18 protein-coding genes and 1 tRNA gene are annotated in these 18,624 nt (G+C 59.8%); 9 read left to right on the top strand and 10 right to left on the bottom strand.

Annotation, left to right across the window (positions count from 1 at the left end):
- Positions 1–25: 25 nt before the first annotated feature.
- Both grxC and JFT63_RS19035 read right to left on the bottom strand, forming a co-directional pair.
- Positions 26–280 carry a glutaredoxin 3 gene (gene grxC / locus JFT63_RS19040; RefSeq protein WP_057702451.1) on the bottom strand — a complete coding sequence of 85 codons (255 nt, stop codon included), beginning with the start codon at positions 278–280 and terminating at the stop codon, positions 26–28.
- 1 nt (position 281) lies between these two features.
- On the bottom strand, positions 282–695 hold the full coding sequence (locus JFT63_RS19035; protein ID WP_003187796.1) for a rhodanese-like domain-containing protein: 414 nt from the start codon (positions 693–695) through the stop codon (positions 282–284).
- 151 nt (positions 696–846) lie between these two features.
- Here JFT63_RS19035 and gpmI point away from each other — a divergent pair, with 151 nt between their 5' ends.
- The 4 genes from gpmI (at position 847) to JFT63_RS19015 (ending at position 6,047) form a co-directional block, all read left to right on the top strand.
- On the top strand, positions 847–2,373 hold the full coding sequence (gpmI, locus tag JFT63_RS19030; protein WP_198707881.1) for a 2,3-bisphosphoglycerate-independent phosphoglycerate mutase: 1,527 nt from the start codon (positions 847–849) through the stop codon (positions 2,371–2,373).
- A gap of 258 nt (positions 2,374–2,631) precedes the next feature.
- Positions 2,632–3,927, top strand: a complete 1,296-nt coding sequence (locus JFT63_RS19025; RefSeq protein ID WP_186561451.1) for a murein hydrolase activator EnvC family protein — start codon at positions 2,632–2,634, stop codon at positions 3,925–3,927.
- Between the two features lie 30 nt (positions 3,928–3,957).
- The gene (locus JFT63_RS19020) at positions 3,958–5,271 is read left to right on the top strand and encodes a S41 family peptidase (RefSeq protein ID WP_198844526.1); all 1,314 of its coding nucleotides are present in this window, start codon (positions 3,958–3,960) and stop codon (positions 5,269–5,271) included.
- A 2-nt stretch (positions 5,272–5,273) separates the two neighbouring features.
- Positions 5,274–6,047, top strand: coding sequence for a divergent polysaccharide deacetylase family protein (locus JFT63_RS19015; RefSeq protein WP_198844525.1), 774 nt, complete (start codon positions 5,274–5,276; stop codon positions 6,045–6,047).
- Positions 6,048–6,191: 144 nt separating this feature from the next.
- Here JFT63_RS19015 and JFT63_RS19010 read toward each other — a convergent pair whose 3' ends face one another.
- The 7 genes from JFT63_RS19010 to JFT63_RS18980 all read right to left on the bottom strand — a co-directional run bounded on the left by JFT63_RS19010 (position 6,192) and on the right by JFT63_RS18980 (position 11,929).
- Complete coding sequence (locus tag JFT63_RS19010) at positions 6,192–6,947, bottom strand: substrate-binding periplasmic protein (protein WP_198844524.1); 756 nt, start codon at positions 6,945–6,947, stop codon at positions 6,192–6,194.
- A 66-nt stretch (positions 6,948–7,013) separates the two neighbouring features.
- Positions 7,014–7,784 carry an imidazole glycerol phosphate synthase subunit HisF gene (gene hisF / locus JFT63_RS19005; RefSeq protein ID WP_003171107.1) on the bottom strand — a complete coding sequence of 257 codons (771 nt, stop codon included), beginning with the start codon at positions 7,782–7,784 and terminating at the stop codon, positions 7,014–7,016.
- A gap of 9 nt (positions 7,785–7,793) precedes the next feature.
- A complete protein-coding gene (hisA, locus tag JFT63_RS19000) occupies positions 7,794–8,531 on the bottom strand; it encodes a 1-(5-phosphoribosyl)-5-[(5-phosphoribosylamino)methylideneamino]imidazole-4-carboxamide isomerase (protein WP_003187784.1) in 738 nt (245 codons plus the stop codon).
- Between the two features lie 39 nt (positions 8,532–8,570).
- On the bottom strand, positions 8,571–8,828 hold the full coding sequence (locus tag JFT63_RS18995; RefSeq protein ID WP_014716514.1) for a DUF2164 domain-containing protein: 258 nt from the start codon (positions 8,826–8,828) through the stop codon (positions 8,571–8,573).
- Complete coding sequence (gene hisH / locus JFT63_RS18990) at positions 8,828–9,466, bottom strand: imidazole glycerol phosphate synthase subunit HisH (protein ID WP_186561445.1); 639 nt, start codon at positions 9,464–9,466, stop codon at positions 8,828–8,830. The genes JFT63_RS18995 and hisH overlap by 1 nt, the downstream gene beginning before the upstream one ends.
- Positions 9,466–10,062 carry an imidazoleglycerol-phosphate dehydratase HisB gene (hisB, locus tag JFT63_RS18985; RefSeq protein ID WP_003187781.1) on the bottom strand — a complete coding sequence of 199 codons (597 nt, stop codon included), beginning with the start codon at positions 10,060–10,062 and terminating at the stop codon, positions 9,466–9,468. The genes hisH and hisB overlap by 1 nt, the downstream gene beginning before the upstream one ends.
- 205 nt (positions 10,063–10,267) lie before the next feature.
- Positions 10,268–11,929 (bottom strand): OFA family MFS transporter, encoded by a 1,662-nt coding sequence (locus JFT63_RS18980; RefSeq protein ID WP_198844523.1) that lies wholly within the window; start codon positions 11,927–11,929, stop codon positions 10,268–10,270.
- Between the two features lie 326 nt (positions 11,930–12,255).
- Between JFT63_RS18980 and JFT63_RS18975 the strand changes: the two genes are divergently transcribed.
- The 4 genes from JFT63_RS18975 to JFT63_RS18960 all read left to right on the top strand — a co-directional run bounded on the left by JFT63_RS18975 (position 12,256) and on the right by JFT63_RS18960 (position 15,984).
- A complete protein-coding gene (locus tag JFT63_RS18975) occupies positions 12,256–14,472 on the top strand; it encodes an AsmA family protein (RefSeq protein WP_198707561.1) in 2,217 nt (738 codons plus the stop codon).
- Complete coding sequence (gene mutY, locus JFT63_RS18970) at positions 14,469–15,536, top strand: A/G-specific adenine glycosylase (protein ID WP_198844522.1); 1,068 nt, start codon at positions 14,469–14,471, stop codon at positions 15,534–15,536. The genes JFT63_RS18975 and mutY overlap by 4 nt, the downstream gene beginning before the upstream one ends.
- Entirely contained in the window at positions 15,533–15,805 is a 273-nt protein-coding gene (locus tag JFT63_RS18965; RefSeq protein ID WP_017529562.1) for an oxidative damage protection protein, read from the top strand. Before mutY ends, JFT63_RS18965 begins: the two co-directional genes overlap by 4 nt.
- 103 nt (positions 15,806–15,908) lie before the next feature.
- Positions 15,909–15,984 (top strand) — tRNA-Phe (locus JFT63_RS18960).
- 108 nt (positions 15,985–16,092) lie between these two features.
- On the opposite strand, the gene JFT63_RS18955 is transcribed toward JFT63_RS18960, so the two are convergent.
- Positions 16,093–17,904: a polyurethanase gene (locus JFT63_RS18955; RefSeq protein WP_198844521.1), complete on the bottom strand. Its 1,812-nt coding sequence runs from the start codon at positions 17,902–17,904 to the stop codon at positions 16,093–16,095.
- Positions 17,905–18,226: 322 nt separating this feature from the next.
- Between JFT63_RS18955 and JFT63_RS18950 the strand changes: the two genes are divergently transcribed.
- Complete coding sequence (locus JFT63_RS18950) at positions 18,227–18,607, top strand: energy transducer TonB (protein WP_198844520.1); 381 nt, start codon at positions 18,227–18,229, stop codon at positions 18,605–18,607.
- Positions 18,608–18,624 lie beyond the last annotated feature (17 nt).

Raw genomic sequence — 18,624 nt, 5'->3', positions numbered from 1 at the left:
CTTGGGGTTCTTAAGGGGTTAGCAGTCAGACGGACAGCAGCGCATCAAGTTTACCGGCGCGCTCCAGAGCGAACAGGTCATCGCAACCACCGATATGCCGGGCGCCGATCCAGATCTGCGGGACCGACGTGCGGCCAGCCTTCTGGGCCATTTCGGCGCGCACCTGAGGCTTGCCATCGACCTTGATCTCATCGAAGGCGACCTTCTTGCTCTGCAGCAGCTGCTTGGCTCGAATGCAAAACGGGCAATAATCGCTGGAATATACGACAACCTGGCTCATATCACTTCACCAACGGCAGGTTATCGCCACGCCAGCTGCTGATACCACCCGACAGCTTGGCGGCGGTGAAGCCGGTCTTGAGCATCTCGCGGGCGTGGGTGCCGGAGTGCTGGCCTTGGGCGTCGACCAGAATAATGGTCTTGGCCTTGTATTTTTCCAGCTCGGCCAAGCGTGCGATCAGCTTGTCCTGGGGAATGTTCAGGGCGCCAACGATATGGCCGGCGGCATAATCCTTGGCCGGGCGAATATCGACGACAACGGCCTCATCCTTGTTGACCAGCGCGGTCAGCTCCGACGTGCTCAGGCTGCGACCACCGCGGCTCAGTTCATGCGCGATCAGCAGCGCCAGCAGGATGACGAAGGCACCCACGAGCAGGTAGTGGGCAGTGGCAAATGCAATCAGGTGATCAACCATCAAGGAGGTTCCAGGGCGTTAAAATGGCGGTAAGTATACACAGCCGCCAAGGAGGGCCAACCCCCGTAAAGCGGTGACGCGCTCGGAACTTCGCTTTAAACTGCCACTCCCTTTTCCATTGTCTTCCTTTATTACCGCCGCGAGAGGATCTATGACTACCACGCCTAAACCTTTGGTCCTGATAATTCTCGATGGCTTCGGACACAGTGAAAGCCACCACGACAACGCCGTGTACTCGGCCAACAAGCCCGTGCTGGACCGCCTGACGGCAACGGTTCCCAACGGTCTGATCTCCGGTTCCGGCATGGACGTGGGCCTGCCGGACGGCCAGATGGGCAACTCGGAAGTCGGTCACATGAACCTCGGCGCCGGACGAGTGGTATATCAAGACTTCACCCGTGTGACCAAAGCGATCCGCGATGGCGAGTTTTTCGAAAACCCGACCATCTGCGCTGCGGTCGATAAAGCCGTCGCCGCCGGTAAAGCCGTGCACTTCATGGGCCTGCTGTCGGACGGCGGCGTCCACAGCCACCAGGATCACCTGATCGCCATGGCCGAACTGGCCTTCAAGCGCGGTGCCGACAAGATCTACCTGCACGCCTTCCTCGACGGCCGCGACACCCCGCCCAAAAGCGCGCAATCGTCGATCGAGCTGCTCGACGCCACCTTCGCCGCACTCGGCAAGGGCCGCATCGCCAGCCTGGTGGGCCGTTACTTCGCCATGGACCGTGACAACCGTTGGGACCGCGTCTCCCAGGCCTACAACCTGATCGTCGACGGCCAGGCCGAATTCAACGCCGCCACCGCCCAGGAGGGTCTGGAAGCAGCCTATGCCCGTGGCGAGAGCGATGAGTTCGTCAAGGCCACCACCATCGGTGAGCCGGTGAAGGTCGAAGACGGCGATGCCGTGGTGTTCATGAACTTCCGCGCCGACCGTGCCCGCGAGCTGAGCCATGTGTTCGTCGATGACGGCTTCAAGGATTTTGCGCGTGCACGCCAGCCGAAAGTCGAGTTCGTCATGCTCACCCAATACGCTGCCAACATCCCGGCCCCGTCGGCATTCGCCCCGGGCAGCCTGGAAAACGTGCTGGGCGACTACCTGGCCAAGAACGGCAAGACCCAGCTGCGCATCGCCGAGACCGAAAAGTACGCCCACGTGACCTTCTTCTTCTCCGGTGGCCGCGAAGAGCCGTTCCCCGGCGAGGAGCGCATCCTGATCCCGTCACCAAAAGTCGCTACCTACGATTTACAGCCGGAAATGAGCGCACCGGAAGTGACCGACAAGATCGTCGACGCCATTGATCACCAGCGTTACGACGTGATCGTGGTCAACTACGCCAACGGCGACATGGTCGGCCACAGCGGCAACCTGGAAGCGGCGGTCAAGGCCGTGGAATGCCTGGACAAATGTGTTGGCCGCATCGTGGATGCGCTGGAAAAAGTCGGCGGCGAAGCGCTGATCACCGCTGACCACGGTAACTGCGAGCAGATGTCTGACGAATCCACCGGCCAGGCACACACCGCCCACACCACCGAGCCGGTGCCGTTCATCTACGTCGGCAAGCGTGATTTCAAAGTGCGTGATGGCGGCGTACTGGCGGATGTAGCGCCGACCATGCTGATGCTGATGGGGCTGGAGAAGCCGAAAGAGATGACCGGGACCTCAATCCTGGTCTGATCCAAAGTACGCCACAAAACAGTGTGGGAGCGGGCTTGCCCGCGATAGCGGCTAATCAGTCGACATCTATGTCGCTGACCCACCGCAATCGCGGGCAAGCCCGCTCCCACATTGGTTTTGTGGTGTTTGGTAGATGTCTTTTCGCCATACCATCGCCACTCGGCAGCTATCTTGCCCTACCGCCCCAATTGGGCGTTTTTTTTGCAGCGCTTGGCGGGCATACTAGGCCGTCCTTTTCCCCTGGTGTCGCCCGCCTCTATGCTTCGCGCCTTGATAACCCTCGCTCTTGTCTGCCTGCTCCAACCGGCGTTTGCCGATGAGCGCGCACAAACCCAACAACAGTTGGACGCTACGCGTCAGGACATTACCGAGCTGAAAAAGCTGCTCGGCAAGCTCCAGGAAGAAAAATCCGGAGTGCAGAAAGACCTGCGCGGCACGGAAACCGAGATGGGCAAGCTGGAAAAGCAGGTCCAGGAGCTGCAAAAAGAACTAAAGAAGAGCGAGTCGGAACTGGAGCGACTCGACGCTGAGAAAAAAAAACTCCAGAGCGCCCGCGTTGAACAGCAACGCCTGATCGCGATCCAGGCCCGCGCCGCCTACCAAAGCGGCCGCCAGGAATACCTCAAGCTGCTGCTCAACCAGCAAAACCCTGAGAAATTCGCCCGCACCCTCACTTATTACGACTACCTGAGCCAGGCGCGCCTGGCGCAATTGAAGGGGTTTAACGAAACCCTGCGCCAACTGGCCAATGTCGAACAGGAAATCGCCGACCAGCAATCACAACTGCTCGACCAGAAAACCGCCCTCGACACCCAGCGTGATCAGTTGGACAAGGTGCGCAAGGAACGCCAGCAGGCCCTGGCCAAGCTCAATAGCGATGTAAAAGCCCGCGACGCCAAGCTCCAGGCACGCGAGCAGGACCAGGCCGACCTGGCCAAAGTGCTCAAAACCATCGAAGAAACCCTGGCGCGCCAGGCACGTGAGGCCGAAGAGGCGCGGCAAAAAGCGCTGATCGCCCAGCAGGAAGCGGAAAAAAAGCGTCAGCGTGAGGCCGAACTGGCAGCCACCAGCGACGCGCCAGCACCGCGCAAACCCGAGCGTGCAAGCCCTGGCCCGCTGGTTTCCAGCAGCGGCGAGTCGTTCGGCGGCCCTTTTGCTTCAGCGCGGGGCAAACTTCCATGGCCGGTTGATGGTCGACTATTGGCACGCTTTGGAGAAACCCGCGGCGATGACACTCGCGCCAAGTGGGATGGGGTGATGATCAGCGCCTCCGCCGGCAGCCAGGTCCACGCCGTTCACGGTGGGCGCGTGGTATTTGCCGATTGGCTGCGGGGCGCCGGTTTGCTGGTGATTCTCGACCACGGAAATGGCTATTTGAGCCTTTACGGCCACAATCAGACATTACTCAAGTCGGCAGGTGATGTTGTAAAAGCCGGTGAATCCATCTCCACTGTCGGTAACAGTGGCGGCCAGGACACCCCGGCGCTGTACTTCGCTATTCGTCAGCAGGGTCGCCCGAGCGATCCCGCACAATGGTGCCGTTCCCAAGGATAGGGCCGCATCTACATTAGGAGTTCGTTCGACATGCTGCATTTGTCCCGCCTCACTTCGCTGGCCCTGACGATCGCCCTGGTGATCGGCGCGCCTCTGGCTTTTGCCGACCAGGCCGCACCAGCTGCACCCACCACGGCTGCGACGACCAAGGCGCCGTTGCCGCTGGATGAGCTGCGCACCTTTGCCGAGGTCATGGACCGGATCAAGGCAGCGTATGTCGAACCTGTAGACGACAAGGCTCTGCTGGAAAATGCCATCAAGGGCATGCTGAGCAACCTTGATCCGCACTCCGCCTACCTGGGCCCGGAAGATTTCGCCGAGTTGCAGGAAAGCACCAGCGGTGAGTTCGGCGGCCTGGGCATCGAAGTGGGCTCTGAAGACGGCCAGATCAAAGTGGTCTCGCCCATCGACGATACCCCTGCATCCAAGGCCGGTATCCAGGCTGGCGACCTGATCGTGAAGATCAACGGCCAGCCGACCCGCGGCCAGACCATGACCGAAGCCGTCGACAAAATGCGCGGCAAGCTCGGCCAGAAGATCACCCTGACCCTGGTGCGCGACGGCGGCAACCCGTTTGACGTGACCCTGGCCCGCGCGACCATCACGGTCAAGAGCGTGAAGAGCCAGTTGCTGGAGTCGGGCTACGGTTACATCCGTATCACCCAGTTCCAGGTCAAGACCGGCGACGAAGTGGCCAAGGCCCTGGCCAAGCTGCGCAAAGACAACGGCAAGAAGCTCAACGGCATCGTGCTTGACCTGCGCAACAACCCAGGCGGCGTGTTGCAGTCGGCGGTTGAAGTGGTCGACCACTTTGTCACCAAGGGCCTGATCGTCTACACCAAGGGCCGTATTGCCAACTCCGAGTTGCGCTTCTCGGCCACCGGCAACGACTTGAGCGAGAACGTACCGTTGGCGGTACTGATCAACGGCGGCAGCGCCTCGGCCTCGGAAATCGTCGCCGGCGCCCTGCAAGACCTCAAGCGCGGCGTGCTGATGGGCACCACCAGCTTCGGCAAAGGCTCGGTGCAGACCGTGTTGCCGTTGAACAACGAACGCGCACTGAAAATCACCACGGCGCTGTACTACACGCCTAACGGCCGCTCGATCCAGGCCCAGGGCATCGTGCCGGACATCGAAGTACGCAGAGCCAAGATCACCAACGAGATCGACGGCGAGTACTACAAAGAGGCCGACCTGCAAGGTCACCTGGGCAATGGCAACGGCGGTGCCGACCAGCCTACCGGCAGCGGCGCCAAGGCCAAGCCGATGCCGCAGGATGATGACTACCAGTTGGCCCAGGCACTGAGCCTGCTCAAGGGCCTGAGCATCACGCGCAGCCGTTGATCATGCGTTTTGCCCTGATCATCGCTGTGCTGTGCAGCCTGGCAGGGGTCGCTCACGCGGCCCCTGCCGACGAACCCCACAAAGCCTACCTGACTCTCATCATCGACGACCTGGGGCAAAACCTGCCGCGCGATCGCCGTGTGCTTGGGCTGCCCGGCCCGGTAACGGCCGCGATCATGCCCGACACGCCCCACGCCACTGAATTCGCCCGCGAGGCCCACAAGGCCGGCAAGATCGTGATCCTGCACATGCCCATGGACCCGGCCACCGGCCCCTTCGCCTGGCACCCGCAGCTGTCTATCGAAGAACTGGGCAAGCGCCTGGATGCCGCGTTTGAAGCGGTGCCCTACACCGCCGGTATCAACAACCATATGGGCAGCCGCATGACGGCGCAGCCCCAGGCGATGGCGTGGTTGATGGGTGAGTTGCAACGGCGTCATAAGTTCTTCGTGGACAGCCGCACCAGCGCGCAGACCGTCGCCGCCGCCGAGGCGCAGAAGATCGGTTTGGCCCATGTTTCGCGGGATGTGTTCCTTGATGACGAACGCACCGAGGCAGCGATTACCACACAACTGCAAACCGCGATCAAGCTGGCGCACAAGCAGGGCTCGGCGGTGATGATCGGGCACCCTTACCCGCAGACCCTGGCAGTGCTGGAGCGCGAATTGCCCAAGCTCAAGGCCCAGGGCGTGGAGTGGATCGATATCAAATTGATGATCAGCGTGCGCAGTAACCGGGCGATGAGTGCCCACGGCAAAAACGGCATCTATCGCTAAATGAAGGCAGCGAAGATCCAATGTGGGAGGGGGCTTGCCCCCGATGGCGGTGTGTCAGCTGAAAATGTCTTGGCTGATCTACTGCTATCGGGGGCAAGCCCCCTCCCACATTTTGACCGCGTTTATTCTGCGCAACTGCCAACTTCAGAGGTAACGCGCCATGATTTCGTCTACACGACCGCTCTTGCGTAACTCATCCAGCGCAGCCTGGAGCTTGGCGACCACCTCATCAGGCACGTCCTTGTTCAACGCCAGATAAAGCTGCGCGCTGTTGAACCGCAACACGGTCTTAAGCCCTGTTACACCGACCTGCCGCGCCAGGTAACGCCCAGCAGGATCGCCAGTAGCCCAAAGGTCGATCTGGCCTTCCATGAGTTTTTGCGCATTGTCCTGGTCGCGCAGAGCGACAATCGGGTTGAGCCCCTGCTTTCCCAAGGTTTCGGCAATCGCATCGCCCTTGTAAGCGCCGATTTTGTAGCGGCGGGCGTGCTCAAGATCGCTGAGCTGGATCTTGCTGTCGGCCTTGGCCAGCAGCACCCAATCGTCCGGGCCGATGGGGCCGACCCATTTGAACAAGGCTTCACGGTCTGGCAAGCGCGCCATGACAAATACGCCGTAACCGGGCTTTTCCAGGGCGAGCTTGTAGATTCGTTCCCAAGGGAAACGCAAGGTGAGGTTGTAGGAAATACCGGCACGCTGGAACGTCTCGCGCACGATGTCCACGGCGATGCCTTCGATGTTCTCGTCCTTGGCGAAGTTCTTGCCGTTTTTCGCCATGTTGTAGGGCGGGAAATTTTCCGTCAGCAGCACCAGGGAGGCGTCCGACGGTTCTTCGGCTTTGGCCGTACCGGCCATGAGCAGGGAGGTACTGGCAAGGGCGAGCAGCAGGTGTTTGAACATGAAGGCTACCGGAATCCATGGCAAGCGCAGAGAGTGCCGCGAGCCTGCCATGGTGTCCAGTAGCGTTTAGCGAACGACGATACCGCGCGCCGCCATATAGGCTTTGGCCTCAGGCACGGTGTATTCGCCAAAGTGGAAAATACTCGCCGCCAGCACCGCGCTGGCATGGCCCTCGATCACGCCATCGGCCAAATGCTGCAGGTTACCGACGCCACCGGAGGCGATCACCGGGATGCCCAGGGCATCGCTGATGGCGCGGGTGACGCCCAGGTCGAAGCCGTTTTTCATGCCGTCCTGGTCCATGCTGGTCAGCAGGATTTCACCGGCGCCCAAGCCTTCCATCTTCATCGCCCACTCCACCGCATCCAGCCCGGTAGGCTTGCGCCCGCCATGGGTGAAGATCTCCCAGCGCGGGGTTTCGCCCGGGCCGGAAACCTTCTTGGCGTCGATGGCGACGACGATGCATTGCGAGCCGAAGTGTTGCGCGGCTTCGCCGACAAACTCAGGGTTGAACACGGCGGCGGTGTTGATCGAGACCTTGTCCGCACCGGCATTAAGCAGGTTGCGGATGTCTTGCACGGTGCGCACGCCACCGCCCACGGTCAGCGGGATAAACACCTGGCTGGCCATGCGCTCGACGGTATGCAGCGTGGTGTCGCGGCCATCGACGCTGGCGGTGATGTCGAGGAAGGTGATCTCGTCGGCACCTTGCTCATCGTAGCGACGGGCGATTTCCACCGGGTCGCCGGCATCACGGATGTTCTCGAACTTGACGCCCTTGACCACACGACCGTTGTCGACGTCCAGGCAAGGGATGATGCGTTTGGCCAGCGCCATAGTCAGTCCTCAGCCGTTGTAGGCGTCGCAGTAAGCCTGAGCTTCGGCGACGTCCAGGGTGCCTTCATAGATCGCACGGCCGGTGATGGCGCCGATAATGCCGGGAGCCTTGGCGTCCAGCAGCGACTTGATGTCACCCAGGTTGTGAATGCCGCCCGAGGCGATCACCGGAATCTTGGTGGCCGCTGCCAGGGCTGCGGTGAAGGGTACGTTGCAGCCCTGCATCATGCCGTCTTTGGCGATGTCGGTATAAACGATGGCGGACACGCCGTCGGCTTCGAACTGCTTGGCCAGGTCGATCACCTGCACGGTGCTGATTTCAGCCCAGCCATCGGTGGCAACAAAGCCGTCCTTGGCATCCAGGCCGACGATAACCTTGCCGGGGAACGCACGGCAGGCTTCGGCGACGAAGGCTGGGTCTTTGACGGCCTTGGTGCCAATGATCACGTAGCTCACGCCCGCTTTCACGTAGTGCTCGATGGTTTCCAGGGAGCGAATGCCGCCGCCGATCTGGATCGGCAGGTTGGGGTAGCGCTTGGCAATCGCGGTGACCACCTCGCCATTGACCGGCTGGCCTTCGAAGGCACCGTTCAAGTCCACCAGATGCAAACGACGGCAGCCACCTTCCACCCATTTGGCGGCCATGCTCACCGGGTCATCGGAGAACACCGTGGAATCTTCCATGCGGCCCTGGCGCAGGCGTACACAAGCGCCGTCCTTGAGATCGATAGCGGGGATAATCAGCATCTGGCAAACCTTATTCGATATTCAGCAATGCTTGGGAAATCAGGGTTTCTCAAGCGACCACAAGTCGCTTTCGATGCTTTCGAACCTTTCTTTAAGGAGCGTCTGCGTGTCGAAAACCGCCCTGTTGTAATAATGCGGCGCCACTTCGGTGGTGAACAGCTCAAGAATCTCGGCGACCTCGAACGAACCCAGCTTGAGCTCGAAGCGGTCTTCCATGAAACGTTTGATCTTGTCGGTGGCCGCACGCTCCTGCTCGGGCGTGAGGTTCAAGATCGGCGGCTTCGGTTTCTTGGCCATTACCAGCGACCATCCCACGCGGCGAAGTTCTGCAGCAATTGCAGGCCATGGGTATGGCTCTTCTCCGGGTGGAACTGCACGGCAAAACGCGAACCTTCGGCCAGCGCTGCGGCGAAGTCGACGCCGTAATGCCCACCACCCACCACCTGGCGCGGGTTACCGGCGGCGATGTAGTAGCTGTGCACGAAGTAGAAACGCGCCATGTCCGGGATTTCATGCCACAGCGGGTGGTCGACGGTGCGGCGCACCTCGTTCCAGCCCATGTGCGGCACCTTCAGGTGCTCACCACCTTCATGCAGGTCTTTGCCAAAGAACTTCACTTGGCCCGGGAACATCCCGATGCAATCGACGCCACCGTTCTCTTCACTGCTGTCGAGCAAGGCTTGCATGCCCACGCAGATGCCGAGGAACGGGCGATCCTGGCTGACCTCGCGCACCAGGCTGTCAAAGCCCAGGCGGCGGATTTCGGCCATGCAATCGCGAATCGCACCAACGCCTGGAAACACCACACGGTCGGCTTCGCGAATCACGTTAGCATCGCTGGTGATCAGCACCTTGCCGGCACCTACATGCTCAAGGGCCTTGGCCACCGAGTGCAGGTTACCCATGCCGTAATCGATAACCGCGACCGTCTGCATTACAGAACGCCCTTGGTCGACGGCATTTGCCCGCCCATGCGCTCATCGACTTCCACAGCCATGCGCAACGCGCGGCCGAAAGCCTTGAACACGGTTTCGATCTGGTGGTGGGTGTTGGTGCCGCGCAGGTTGTCGATGTGCAGGCTGACCAGTGCGTGGTTGACGAAGCCCTGGAAGAATTCCTGGAACAGGTCCACATCAAAGCCACGGCCCACGTTGGCGCGTGTGTAGGGTACGTGCATCTGCAAGCCAGGGCGGCCGGAGAAGTCGATGACCACACGCGACAGCGCTTCATCCAGCGGGACATAGGCATGACCGTAGCGACGGATGCCCTTTTTGTCGCCGATGGCCTTGGCAAACGCCTGGCCGAGGGTGATGCCCACGTCTTCCACCATGTGGTGGTCGTCGATGTGCAGGTCGCCCTTGCCGACGATATCCAGGTCGATCAGCCCATGACGGGCGATCTGGTCCAGCATGTGCTCAAGAAAAGGGACACCGATATCAAATCGGGCCTTTCCGGTGCCATCCAGGTTGATCGAGGCTTTGATCTGGGTTTCCAGAGTGTCGCGCTCGACAGATGCCTTACGTTCGGCCATCACCAGCTCCGCAAAATCATTGGGCGAAAAAGGCAGCCATTATAGGGGCGCGGGCGCTAAACAGAAACAACGAAGGGGATAAGACTGACGAGTTGGAGCGAGGAATGTCGGGGATAGACATGTGCATACATGTGAGCATGGGTTTATGTAGGAGCTCCCACACAAGCCCGGCCCCACAGGAGCCGGGCCCACCCTTATTGCGGTGTCAGTGGAACAGTACTGCGGTCTTCTGCAGGGTCACCCACACACCCCACGCCAACGGAATACCGACCACCAGCCAGGCGGCGATCGCCAACGGCTTGCTGGCGGCGGAGGCCTTCCACTCCAGCACGGTGGTGGCATCGGCACCTTTATCATGACCCAGCGCCTGTTCGGCTGCCAGTTCGGCGTCGCTCATGAAGTACTTGTCGGCCACCGGGCGCACCAGCAGGTTGCAGATGAAACCCAGCACCAGCAGGCCGGCGAGGATGTACAAGGTGATGTCATACGCCGCGGCGCGTTCAACGCCGATGCTCAACTGGTACTCACGCAGGTAGTTCACCAGCACCGGGCCCAACACGCCCGCAGCGGCCCAGGCGGTCAACAGACGACCGTGGATCGCGCCTACCATCTGGGTGCCGAACAGGTCGGCCAGGTAGGCCGGGACCGTGGCAAAACCACCGCCGTACATCGACAGGATGATGCAGAACGCCGCCACAAACAGCGCCACGTTGCCCAGGTGCCCCAGGTTCGGGATCAGCGCGTACAGGGCAAAGCCCAGGGCGAAGAACACGAAGTAGGTGTTTTTACGCCCCAGGTAGTCAGAGAACGACGCCCAGAAGAACCGGCCACCAATGTTGAACAGGCTCAACAGGCCGGTAAAACCAGCGGCAATGGCTGCAATGAAGGCCAGCTGACCGGCATCCAGTTGACCAAATGGCACATCAACACCCAGCAACTTGCCGCCGAACACTTCCTGCAGCAGTGGCGAAGCCATGCCGAGGATGCCGATACCGGCCGATACGTTCAGGCACAGCACCAGCCATACCAGGCGGAACTGCGGGGTTTTCCACGCCACATTCACATGCACGTGACGGTGAGTGATCATCGCATTGCTGGCTTTTTTCGCCGGCGCGGTCCAGCCCTCAGGCTTCCAACCGGTCGGCGGTACGCGATACAGCAGGGCGCCACCGATCATGAACACGAAGTAAATCGCCGCCATGACCACAAAGCTCTGCCATACGCCCACGCTGGTGGGCGAAGAGAAATGGCCCATCAGTGCCGCAGCCAGGGGCGCACCCACCATCGCGCCGCCGCCAAAGCCCATGATCGCCATGCCGGTCGCCATGCCGCGCTTGTCCGGGAACCACTTGATCAAGGTCGAAACGGGCGAGATATAGCCCAGGCCCAGGCCGATACCGCCAATCACACCGGAGCCGATCCACATCAGCCAGATCTGGTGGGTATAGATACCCAGCGCCGAGATCAGCAGGCCACCGCACCAGCACAACGCCGAGACAACGCCGGCCTTGCGTGGCCCGGCATGTTCCAGCCAGCCGCCCCAGATTGCTGCCGAGCAGCCCAGGAAGATGAAGAACAGGGTGTAGATCCAGCCCAGCATGGAGATAGGCCAGTCGCATTGGGACGAGAAGACTTGGGCGATGAAGCTCATGTCTGGCGCGCAGGCGACCGGTGCGGTGATACCCAGCGCCTTGGACAACGGCAGCCAGAATACCGAGAAGCCATAGGCCATGCCGATGCACAGGTGGATGGCCAGTGCGGCCGGTGGAACCAGCCAGCGGTTGAAGCCCGGCTTGGCGATGATGCGTTCCTTGGACAGGAACGCAGGCTGTGCGGCGGCAGTGCCGGCCACAGTGCTAGTGCTCATTGGTGTTTCCCCCAGTTATTGGTATGCGTCCGTCAGGCGCTCTCCTCCTCGGCCTTGCACGCAAAGCGTGGCCGTTTTTGTGAGTGAAGCTCCATTTGAAGCGCGACGATACGTCGCAGAAGGCGGACGAACGTGCAGAGATTAGCATCAGTGGATGACAGAAAAATCAAACTGCCACCACCTTTTTAGGATTATCTGTACTTTTCTGACGTCAAAATCTCATTTCACCCCTCGTGGATACAATGTAACGATCCACGAACTGACGCAGGCCGTCGGGCGTTATACTCTTCGGCTAAATTTTGAAATCGACATACAAGGACTCGCCCATGAAAGCGTTCGGCAAAATCCTGGGTCTGGTACTTCTGGGGCTGTTGCTGATCATTGTGGCGCTCGGCTTTGCCCTGACCCACCTCTTCGATCCCAACGACTACAAAGAAGAAATTCGCCAGATAGCCCGCGACAAGGCCCACATCGAGCTGACGCTCAATGGCGATATCGGCTGGAGCCTGTTCCCCTGGCTGGGCCTGGAACTGCACGAGGCCAGCGTCGCGACCCTGAACGCACCGACTCAACCTTTCGCCGATTTGCAGATGCTCGGCCTGTCGGTACGCGTACTGCCACTGCTGCGCCGCGAAGTGCAGATGAGCGATGTGCGTGTCGAGGGCCTGAACCTGCGCCTGAACCGCGACAAGCAAGGCCACGGCAACTGGGAAGACATCGGCAAGAACCTGCCTGACGAAACCACGGACACTCCCGCTCCCGCGCCGGTCGAACCAGTGGCCGAAACCAAGCCGGAAAAACCGCCACAGCCGATCCGCCTGGACATCGACAGCCTGACCATCAACAACGCTCGTGTTGAATACACCGATGAACAAACCGGCAAGCAATTGAGTGCCGAAAGTATTCAGTTGAGTGCCGGTGCCATCCACGAAGGCGCCAGCATTCCGCTCAAACTCACCGCATTCCTGGGCAGCAACCAGCCACTGATGCGCGTCAAGACCGAGCTGAACGGCAACTTGCGCATCCAGCGGGCCCTCAAGCGCTACCAGTTCGAAGACATGCGCTTTAGTGGTGAAGCCACCGGCGAGCCGCTGCAAGGCAAGACCGTGAGCTTCTCTACCCAGGGCCAATTGCTGGTGGATCTGGCGGCCAACGTCGCCGAATGGACCAACCTGAAGCTGTCGGCCAACCAGTTGCGGGCCCTGGGCGAACTGAAGGTCAACGACCTGGACAAGACCCCGCAGGTCAGTGGCGCGCTGTCTGTGGCCCAGTTCGACTTGGCCAAGTTCCTTGAAAGCATCGGCCACCCGCTGCCAGCCATGGCACCGGGCAGCCTGAGCAAGGTCGAACTGGTGAGCCGCCTCAAGGGCACGCCCACCAGCGTGGCCCTGGAAAACCTGAACCTGAAACTCGACGAAAGCACCTTCAGCGGCCGTGTCGCTGTTGAGGATTTCGCCAAGCAGTCCCTGCGGGTACAGCTCAAGGCCGATACCTTCAATGCCGACAACTACTTGCCGGCCAAATCCGAAGCGGCCAAAGGCGCAACCGCCGCTCGCCAGGCCGAAGTTCAGAGCAGCGAGGCCGGTGCGATGGCGGCCGGCGGCAACACGCCGCTGCCGGACGCCCCGACCAAAGGCGCCTGGAGTACCGACAAGCTACTGCCGCTGACCCGCTTGCGCAGCCTGGACATCGACGCCGACCTTGCGTTTGGCCAATTGACCCTGAGCCAGTTGCCGATCCAGAACGCGGTACTCAAAGCCTCCGGCATAGACGGCCAGCTCAAGCTCGACACCCTGAGCGGCGGTCTCTATAACGGCACCTTCCAGGCCAACGGCACGCTCGATGTGCGCCAGGATCTCCCGCTTCTGGCCGTGCAAACCCATATCAAGCAAGTACCGGTTGAGAAAATCCTGCAGGCCCAGGGGAAAAACCCGCCCGTCAAAGGCCAGGTCACGCTGGACAGCAACCTGACCGGGCGCGGCAACAGCCAGAAGGCATTGATCGACAGCCTCAACGGCACCGCCAGCTTTGTGATCAATAACGGTGTGTTGCTCAACGCCAACATCGAGCAGCAGGTTTGCACCGGGATCGCCCTGCTCAACCGCAAGACCCTGAGCACTGTGCCACCGGGCAAGGACACCCCCTTCCAGGAACTGCGCGGCAACCTGACGTTCCGTAACGGCGTGGCCAGCAACCCCGACCTGAAAGTGCGCATCCCTGGGTTGACGGTCAATGGCAATGGCGATGTCGACTTGCGCGTACTGGGCATGGATTACCGCGTCGGCATCATCGTTGAAGGCGACAAGCGCGAGGTGCCGGACCCGGCTTGCCAGGTCGGCGCCAATTTCCAGGGCATTGAAGTGCCATTGCGCTGCCGTGGCCCGCTGGAGCTGGGCGCCAAGGCCTGCCGTCTGGACAAGGACGGCCTGGGCCAGGTCGCCCTCAAGGCGGCCGGCAATCGCCTGAACGAGAAGCTGGAAGAGAAGCTCGACAAGGTTAATCCCAAGCTCAAAGACGCATTGAAAGGCCTGTTCAACCGATGAAAAACGAGCAGTTTTCACAGGCGGTGCTGGACTGGTACGACCGCCACGGCCGCCACGACCTGCCCTGGCAACAGGGCATCACGCCGTATCGGGTCTGGGTGTCGGAGATCATGCTGCAACAGACCCAAGTGAGCACCGTGCTCAATTATTTCGACCGTTTCATGGCGTCTCTGCCCACGGTCGAAGCCCTGGCCGCCGCGCCGGAAGACGAAGTGCTGCACCTGTGGACGGGCCTGGGCTACTACACCCGGGCGCGTAACCTGCAAAAGACCGCGAAGATAGTGGTGGCCGAATACGGCGGCGAATTCCCCCGCGACGTCGAAAAGCTCACCGAGCTGCCGGGCATCGGCCTGTCCACCGCTGGCGCGATTGCCAGCCTGAGTATGGGCCTGCGCGCGCCGATCCTCGACGGCAACGTCAAACGCGTGCTGGCGCGCTTTACCGCGCAAGAGGGTTACCCTGGCGAGCCTCGGGTGGCCAAGCAGCTGTGGGCCACCGCAGAGCGCTTTACACCCCATACCCGCGTCAACGCCTACACCCAGGCAATGATGGACATGGGAGCCACGCTCTGCACCCGCAGCAAACCCAGTTGCTTGCTGTGCCCGCTGGAAAAAGGCTGCGAAGCCCACATGCTCGGCCTGGAGACGCGCTACCCGATCCCCAAGCCGCGCAAGACCATCCCGCAAAAGCGCACGCTGATGCCCATGCTGGCGAACGCCGAGGGCGCGATCCTGCTTTACCGTCGCCCCTCAACGGGCTTGTGGGGCGGCTTGTGGAGCTTGCCGGAGCTGGATGACCTGGGCGACCTTGACCACCTGGCCAACCAGCATGCACTCGCGCTGGGCAAGCATCAGGAACTGCCGGGGCTGATCCACACCTTCAGCCACTTCCAGCTGGCCATCGAACCCTGGCTGGTCCAGGTTGAGGAATCCGCCCATCACGTGGCCGAGGCCGACTGGCTCTGGTATAACCTCGCCACCCCGCCGCGCCTGGGCCTTGCCGCCCCGGTAAAAACATTGCTCAAGCGCGCGGCCGACGTATTGAACGCAGGAGTTTCGTCATGACCCGCACCGTTATGTGCCGCAAGTACAAAGAAGAACTGCCAGCCCTGGAACGCCCTCCGTACCCAGGTGCCAAGGGCCAGGACATCTACGACCACGTCTCCGCCAAAGCCTGGGGCGACTGGTTGAAACACCAGACCCTGCTGATCAACGAAAAGCGTTTGAACATGATGAATGCCGAAGACCGTAAATACCTGGCCGGCGAAATGGACAAGTTCTTTTCCGGCGAGGAATACGCCCAGGCCGAAGGCTACGTCCCACCTGCTCAATAATTGATCAAAAACCGGGGTCGGCACGTAAGCGACGGTAATAATTAAATATTTTTTGAAAACTTGCTTGACGACCCCCTGAAAAACCAGTTTAATGCGCCCCGTTGCCCAGATAGCTCAGTCGGTAGAGCAGGGGATTGAAAATCCCCGTGTCGGCGGTTCGATTCCGTCTCTGGGCACCAAAATACCGAAAAACCCCAAGGAACAATGTGTCCTTGGGGTTTTTTATTGCCTGCGATTTAATGCCCCCGGCCCACTTTCGACCTGAGGTTGAGCAGGAATGCCTTGGATCAGGCAATCACGATACCCGCGCCATTTATATCGCTCAAACCTACCCCCACCAGCGTTACCGAGTCACTGCCAAAGAGCAGTAGCGTATCGCTGCCCACAGCCGTGGCATGGGCTTGATAAGTGTAGTCCTGTCCTACCCCGGCTATCCCTTGGAATACAAGTTTGCTGCTCGCCGAATAGCCCTCGATTCGGTCATTGCCAAAAGCGCCATAAAACAGAAAGGTATCGCTGCCACCGCCCGAAGTAATCAGGTCGTTGCCGACGCCGCCGACAAACACATCATTACCCTTGCCGCCGATCAAATGATCGTTTCCGCTCTGGCCAAATAACCAGTCGCCGAATGCGTTGGCTTTAAGCTCATTGTCACCCGCATCGCCTTTGGCGGACGAAGCATACTGGGTCAGACCGCGGCTACTTTCCAGACCATAGTCAGTAACCTTGTGAGTCAGGTCACTCCTGTCGTGCGCCAGACCCCACCACTTGCTCGTCCATATATCACTGACGATCGCGCCGATATCACGCGTCATGCTGATGCCACCGTATTGATCACGAATGTAGAGAGTACCGTCACCGTCGTTGGCAAAGCTGAAGTAGCCCAGAGTGCTCTGCAGTTGATACGTATTGTTTCCACTTCCTCCCAGCAATATGTTGTAGCCGCCACTTTCTCTGAAAGTATCATCGCCGGCGCGCCCTTCCAGGTAATCATTGCCACTTCCACCCTTGAGCAGGTCATTGCTGTCAGTGCCAATGATAAAGGCGCTGCCCGTATGCTTTTCAGCGTTACGGTTGAGGTCTTCGACCCAGGTCTTACTCCGCATATCGTTAGACAGATTGGACACGATCAGCGTTGAGTCTCGATGGGTAAAGCTGTAGAACTCCGAGCCAGCAACGCGATTAAGTCCATCGGCATAGCCGTCAAGGGAGTGGGCCTTCCAAGAGCCAGGATTTAAAATACTCTGTGGCGCCAGATAGTTGGATATCGCGCCAGTCAGCGGATTCGGAATAATCGCGTTGACCCAGGATGCAACCAAGCCCACTGGCGCCAGCATTGAGCCAACGACACCAAGATCATTTCCGGATGCCGAAAGGTAATGATCGTTGAAATTAACAATATTGTTGGTAGCCAATACCTGCGCCTTGTCATGGACACCCAGAGACGTACTCACGCCAAAGGAGCTTCCGTCCAGCACCCTGAACACCGGGTCATTTTCATAACCAATGTTGAGTACCTGTTTTCCGGGACTTTGAGTCGGTGAAGCGAACGCCACGTAACTGGCGTCCTTGTAAAACCCACCCCAATTGTCAGCGCTTAACGCTGCCAGGCTATTGACCCCGGTACCTCCCTGGCTATGCCCGGTGACCAATACGTCTTTGCCGCTCAAACCATGAGACTGGGCATAGAGCGCAATTTTGCCGAACAAATCATTAAATCCATACTTTGCGTAGTTGTTGGCATAGTCGCTGATGAAGGCCGTCGCCAGATTGCTGAGGTTATCGCCCACCATATCTTCGACCGTGCCACCCACTCCAGTCCCCCGAAACGAAACACCAAGAGAGACCAGCTTGCCGTTATCGTACTTTCCAAGCAGAACTGCATCCGCTGTGCGAGCAAAAAACCCGTCCCCGGTAAAAATACCCTGTGCATCTACTGGCCCTCCATAATCCAGTTGCCCAGCGCTGATCGGGGCCCAACCGCCCGTTTCCGAGGCTCTTGCGGTGGGCGAATTGATATATTGAGCCGCAGCAATCGCATCCGCATACAACCCCTTGGAAGCGTCACCGGTGAAGCCTTTGTAGTCAAAGACACCCATATTGTCTCTCCTGTTATTATTGTCATTCACAACGCCAACGTTCTGAGCGCCATCGATGAGCTGAAACCTGGCAGCGATCAGAGACTCGAGAGCGGATAGACACCTTCGGACAGCCCCCAAACTGGACCAAAATTCGCGAATGCGTTTGGCAATGTCCGCCCGTCTCTGAAAATCGAACGTTTCCCTGGCGAAAACAATAGGAAAACTCCTACAAAGCAAAAAGAAAAGTCAGGTCGCATACAACAAGCTCACAGGCGCCAAAACCAAGCCCACAGCTCATCGCCCCAACAATGGACGCAGAAAAGCTCAAGGAAATATATTTATGAAGTACTGCTGGATCGCACTTGCCCTGCTGCTTGGCGCCTGTGCAGGAACCCCTTCCCCTGAGCAACAGGCAGAACAGCAGTTATGGGAACAACAGTTGATCACCCATATACAACTGTTCAAATTCTATCCGGCAAACGCTCAGGCGCAGGGGCTGGAGGGCCAGGTCAATATTGAATTCGTCATTGATGCCCACGGCAACCTGTTGCGTCAGCGCGTGATCAGTCACTCGGGCTCCGAGCTTTTTGTGGCTGCCGTACAGGCTTCTCTTCCAGCCGCATCGCCAATGCCCGCTCCGCCTGCGTCAGTTCTTGAGGATGGTGAAGTCGAGGTGCGTGCGCCCTTCGTATTTTGCCTGACCCCATCCTGCGCAGGCTAAGCTAAGCCCCAGAGCGA

Source organism: Pseudomonas sp. MF7453 (assembly GCF_016405455.1).
GTDB lineage: Bacteria > Pseudomonadota > Gammaproteobacteria > Pseudomonadales > Pseudomonadaceae > Aquipseudomonas > Aquipseudomonas paralactis.
This window is presented reverse-complemented; position numbering and strand designations above follow the sequence as displayed.

Excerpts from the sequence above, each read along its gene's own strand:
- JFT63_RS18950 (WP_198844520.1), top strand. The coding sequence starts at position 18,227 with ATGAAGTACTGCTGGATCGCACTTGCCCTGCTGCTTGGCGCCTGTGCA.
- JFT63_RS19025 (WP_186561451.1), top strand. The coding sequence starts at position 2,632 with ATGCTTCGCGCCTTGATAACCCTCGCTCTTGTCTGCCTGCTCCAACCG.
- grxC (WP_057702451.1), bottom strand. The coding sequence starts at position 280 with ATGAGCCAGGTTGTCGTATATTCCAGCGATTATTGCCCGTTTTGCATT.
- JFT63_RS18955 (WP_198844521.1), bottom strand. The coding sequence starts at position 17,904 with ATGGGTGTCTTTGACTACAAAGGCTTCACCGGTGACGCTTCCAAGGGG.
- hisB (WP_003187781.1), bottom strand. The coding sequence starts at position 10,062 with ATGGCCGAACGTAAGGCATCTGTCGAGCGCGACACTCTGGAAACCCAG.
- gpmI (WP_198707881.1), top strand. The coding sequence starts at position 847 with ATGACTACCACGCCTAAACCTTTGGTCCTGATAATTCTCGATGGCTTC.
- JFT63_RS18980 (WP_198844523.1), bottom strand. The coding sequence starts at position 11,929 with ATGAGCACTAGCACTGTGGCCGGCACTGCCGCCGCACAGCCTGCGTTC.
- mutY (WP_198844522.1), top strand. The coding sequence starts at position 14,469 with ATGAAAAACGAGCAGTTTTCACAGGCGGTGCTGGACTGGTACGACCGC.
- JFT63_RS18975 (WP_198707561.1), top strand. The coding sequence starts at position 12,256 with ATGAAAGCGTTCGGCAAAATCCTGGGTCTGGTACTTCTGGGGCTGTTG.
- JFT63_RS18995 (WP_014716514.1), bottom strand. The coding sequence starts at position 8,828 with ATGGCCAAGAAACCGAAGCCGCCGATCTTGAACCTCACGCCCGAGCAG.
- hisH (WP_186561445.1), bottom strand. The coding sequence starts at position 9,466 with ATGCAGACGGTCGCGGTTATCGATTACGGCATGGGTAACCTGCACTCG.
- JFT63_RS18965 (WP_017529562.1), top strand. The coding sequence starts at position 15,533 with ATGACCCGCACCGTTATGTGCCGCAAGTACAAAGAAGAACTGCCAGCC.
- hisA (WP_003187784.1), bottom strand. The coding sequence starts at position 8,531 with ATGCTGATTATCCCCGCTATCGATCTCAAGGACGGCGCTTGTGTACGC.
- JFT63_RS19010 (WP_198844524.1), bottom strand. The coding sequence starts at position 6,947 with ATGTTCAAACACCTGCTGCTCGCCCTTGCCAGTACCTCCCTGCTCATG.
- JFT63_RS19015 (WP_198844525.1), top strand. The coding sequence starts at position 5,274 with ATGCGTTTTGCCCTGATCATCGCTGTGCTGTGCAGCCTGGCAGGGGTC.
- hisF (WP_003171107.1), bottom strand. The coding sequence starts at position 7,784 with ATGGCGCTGGCCAAACGCATCATCCCTTGCCTGGACGTCGACAACGGT.
- JFT63_RS19035 (WP_003187796.1), bottom strand. The coding sequence starts at position 695 with ATGGTTGATCACCTGATTGCATTTGCCACTGCCCACTACCTGCTCGTG.
- JFT63_RS19020 (WP_198844526.1), top strand. The coding sequence starts at position 3,958 with ATGCTGCATTTGTCCCGCCTCACTTCGCTGGCCCTGACGATCGCCCTG.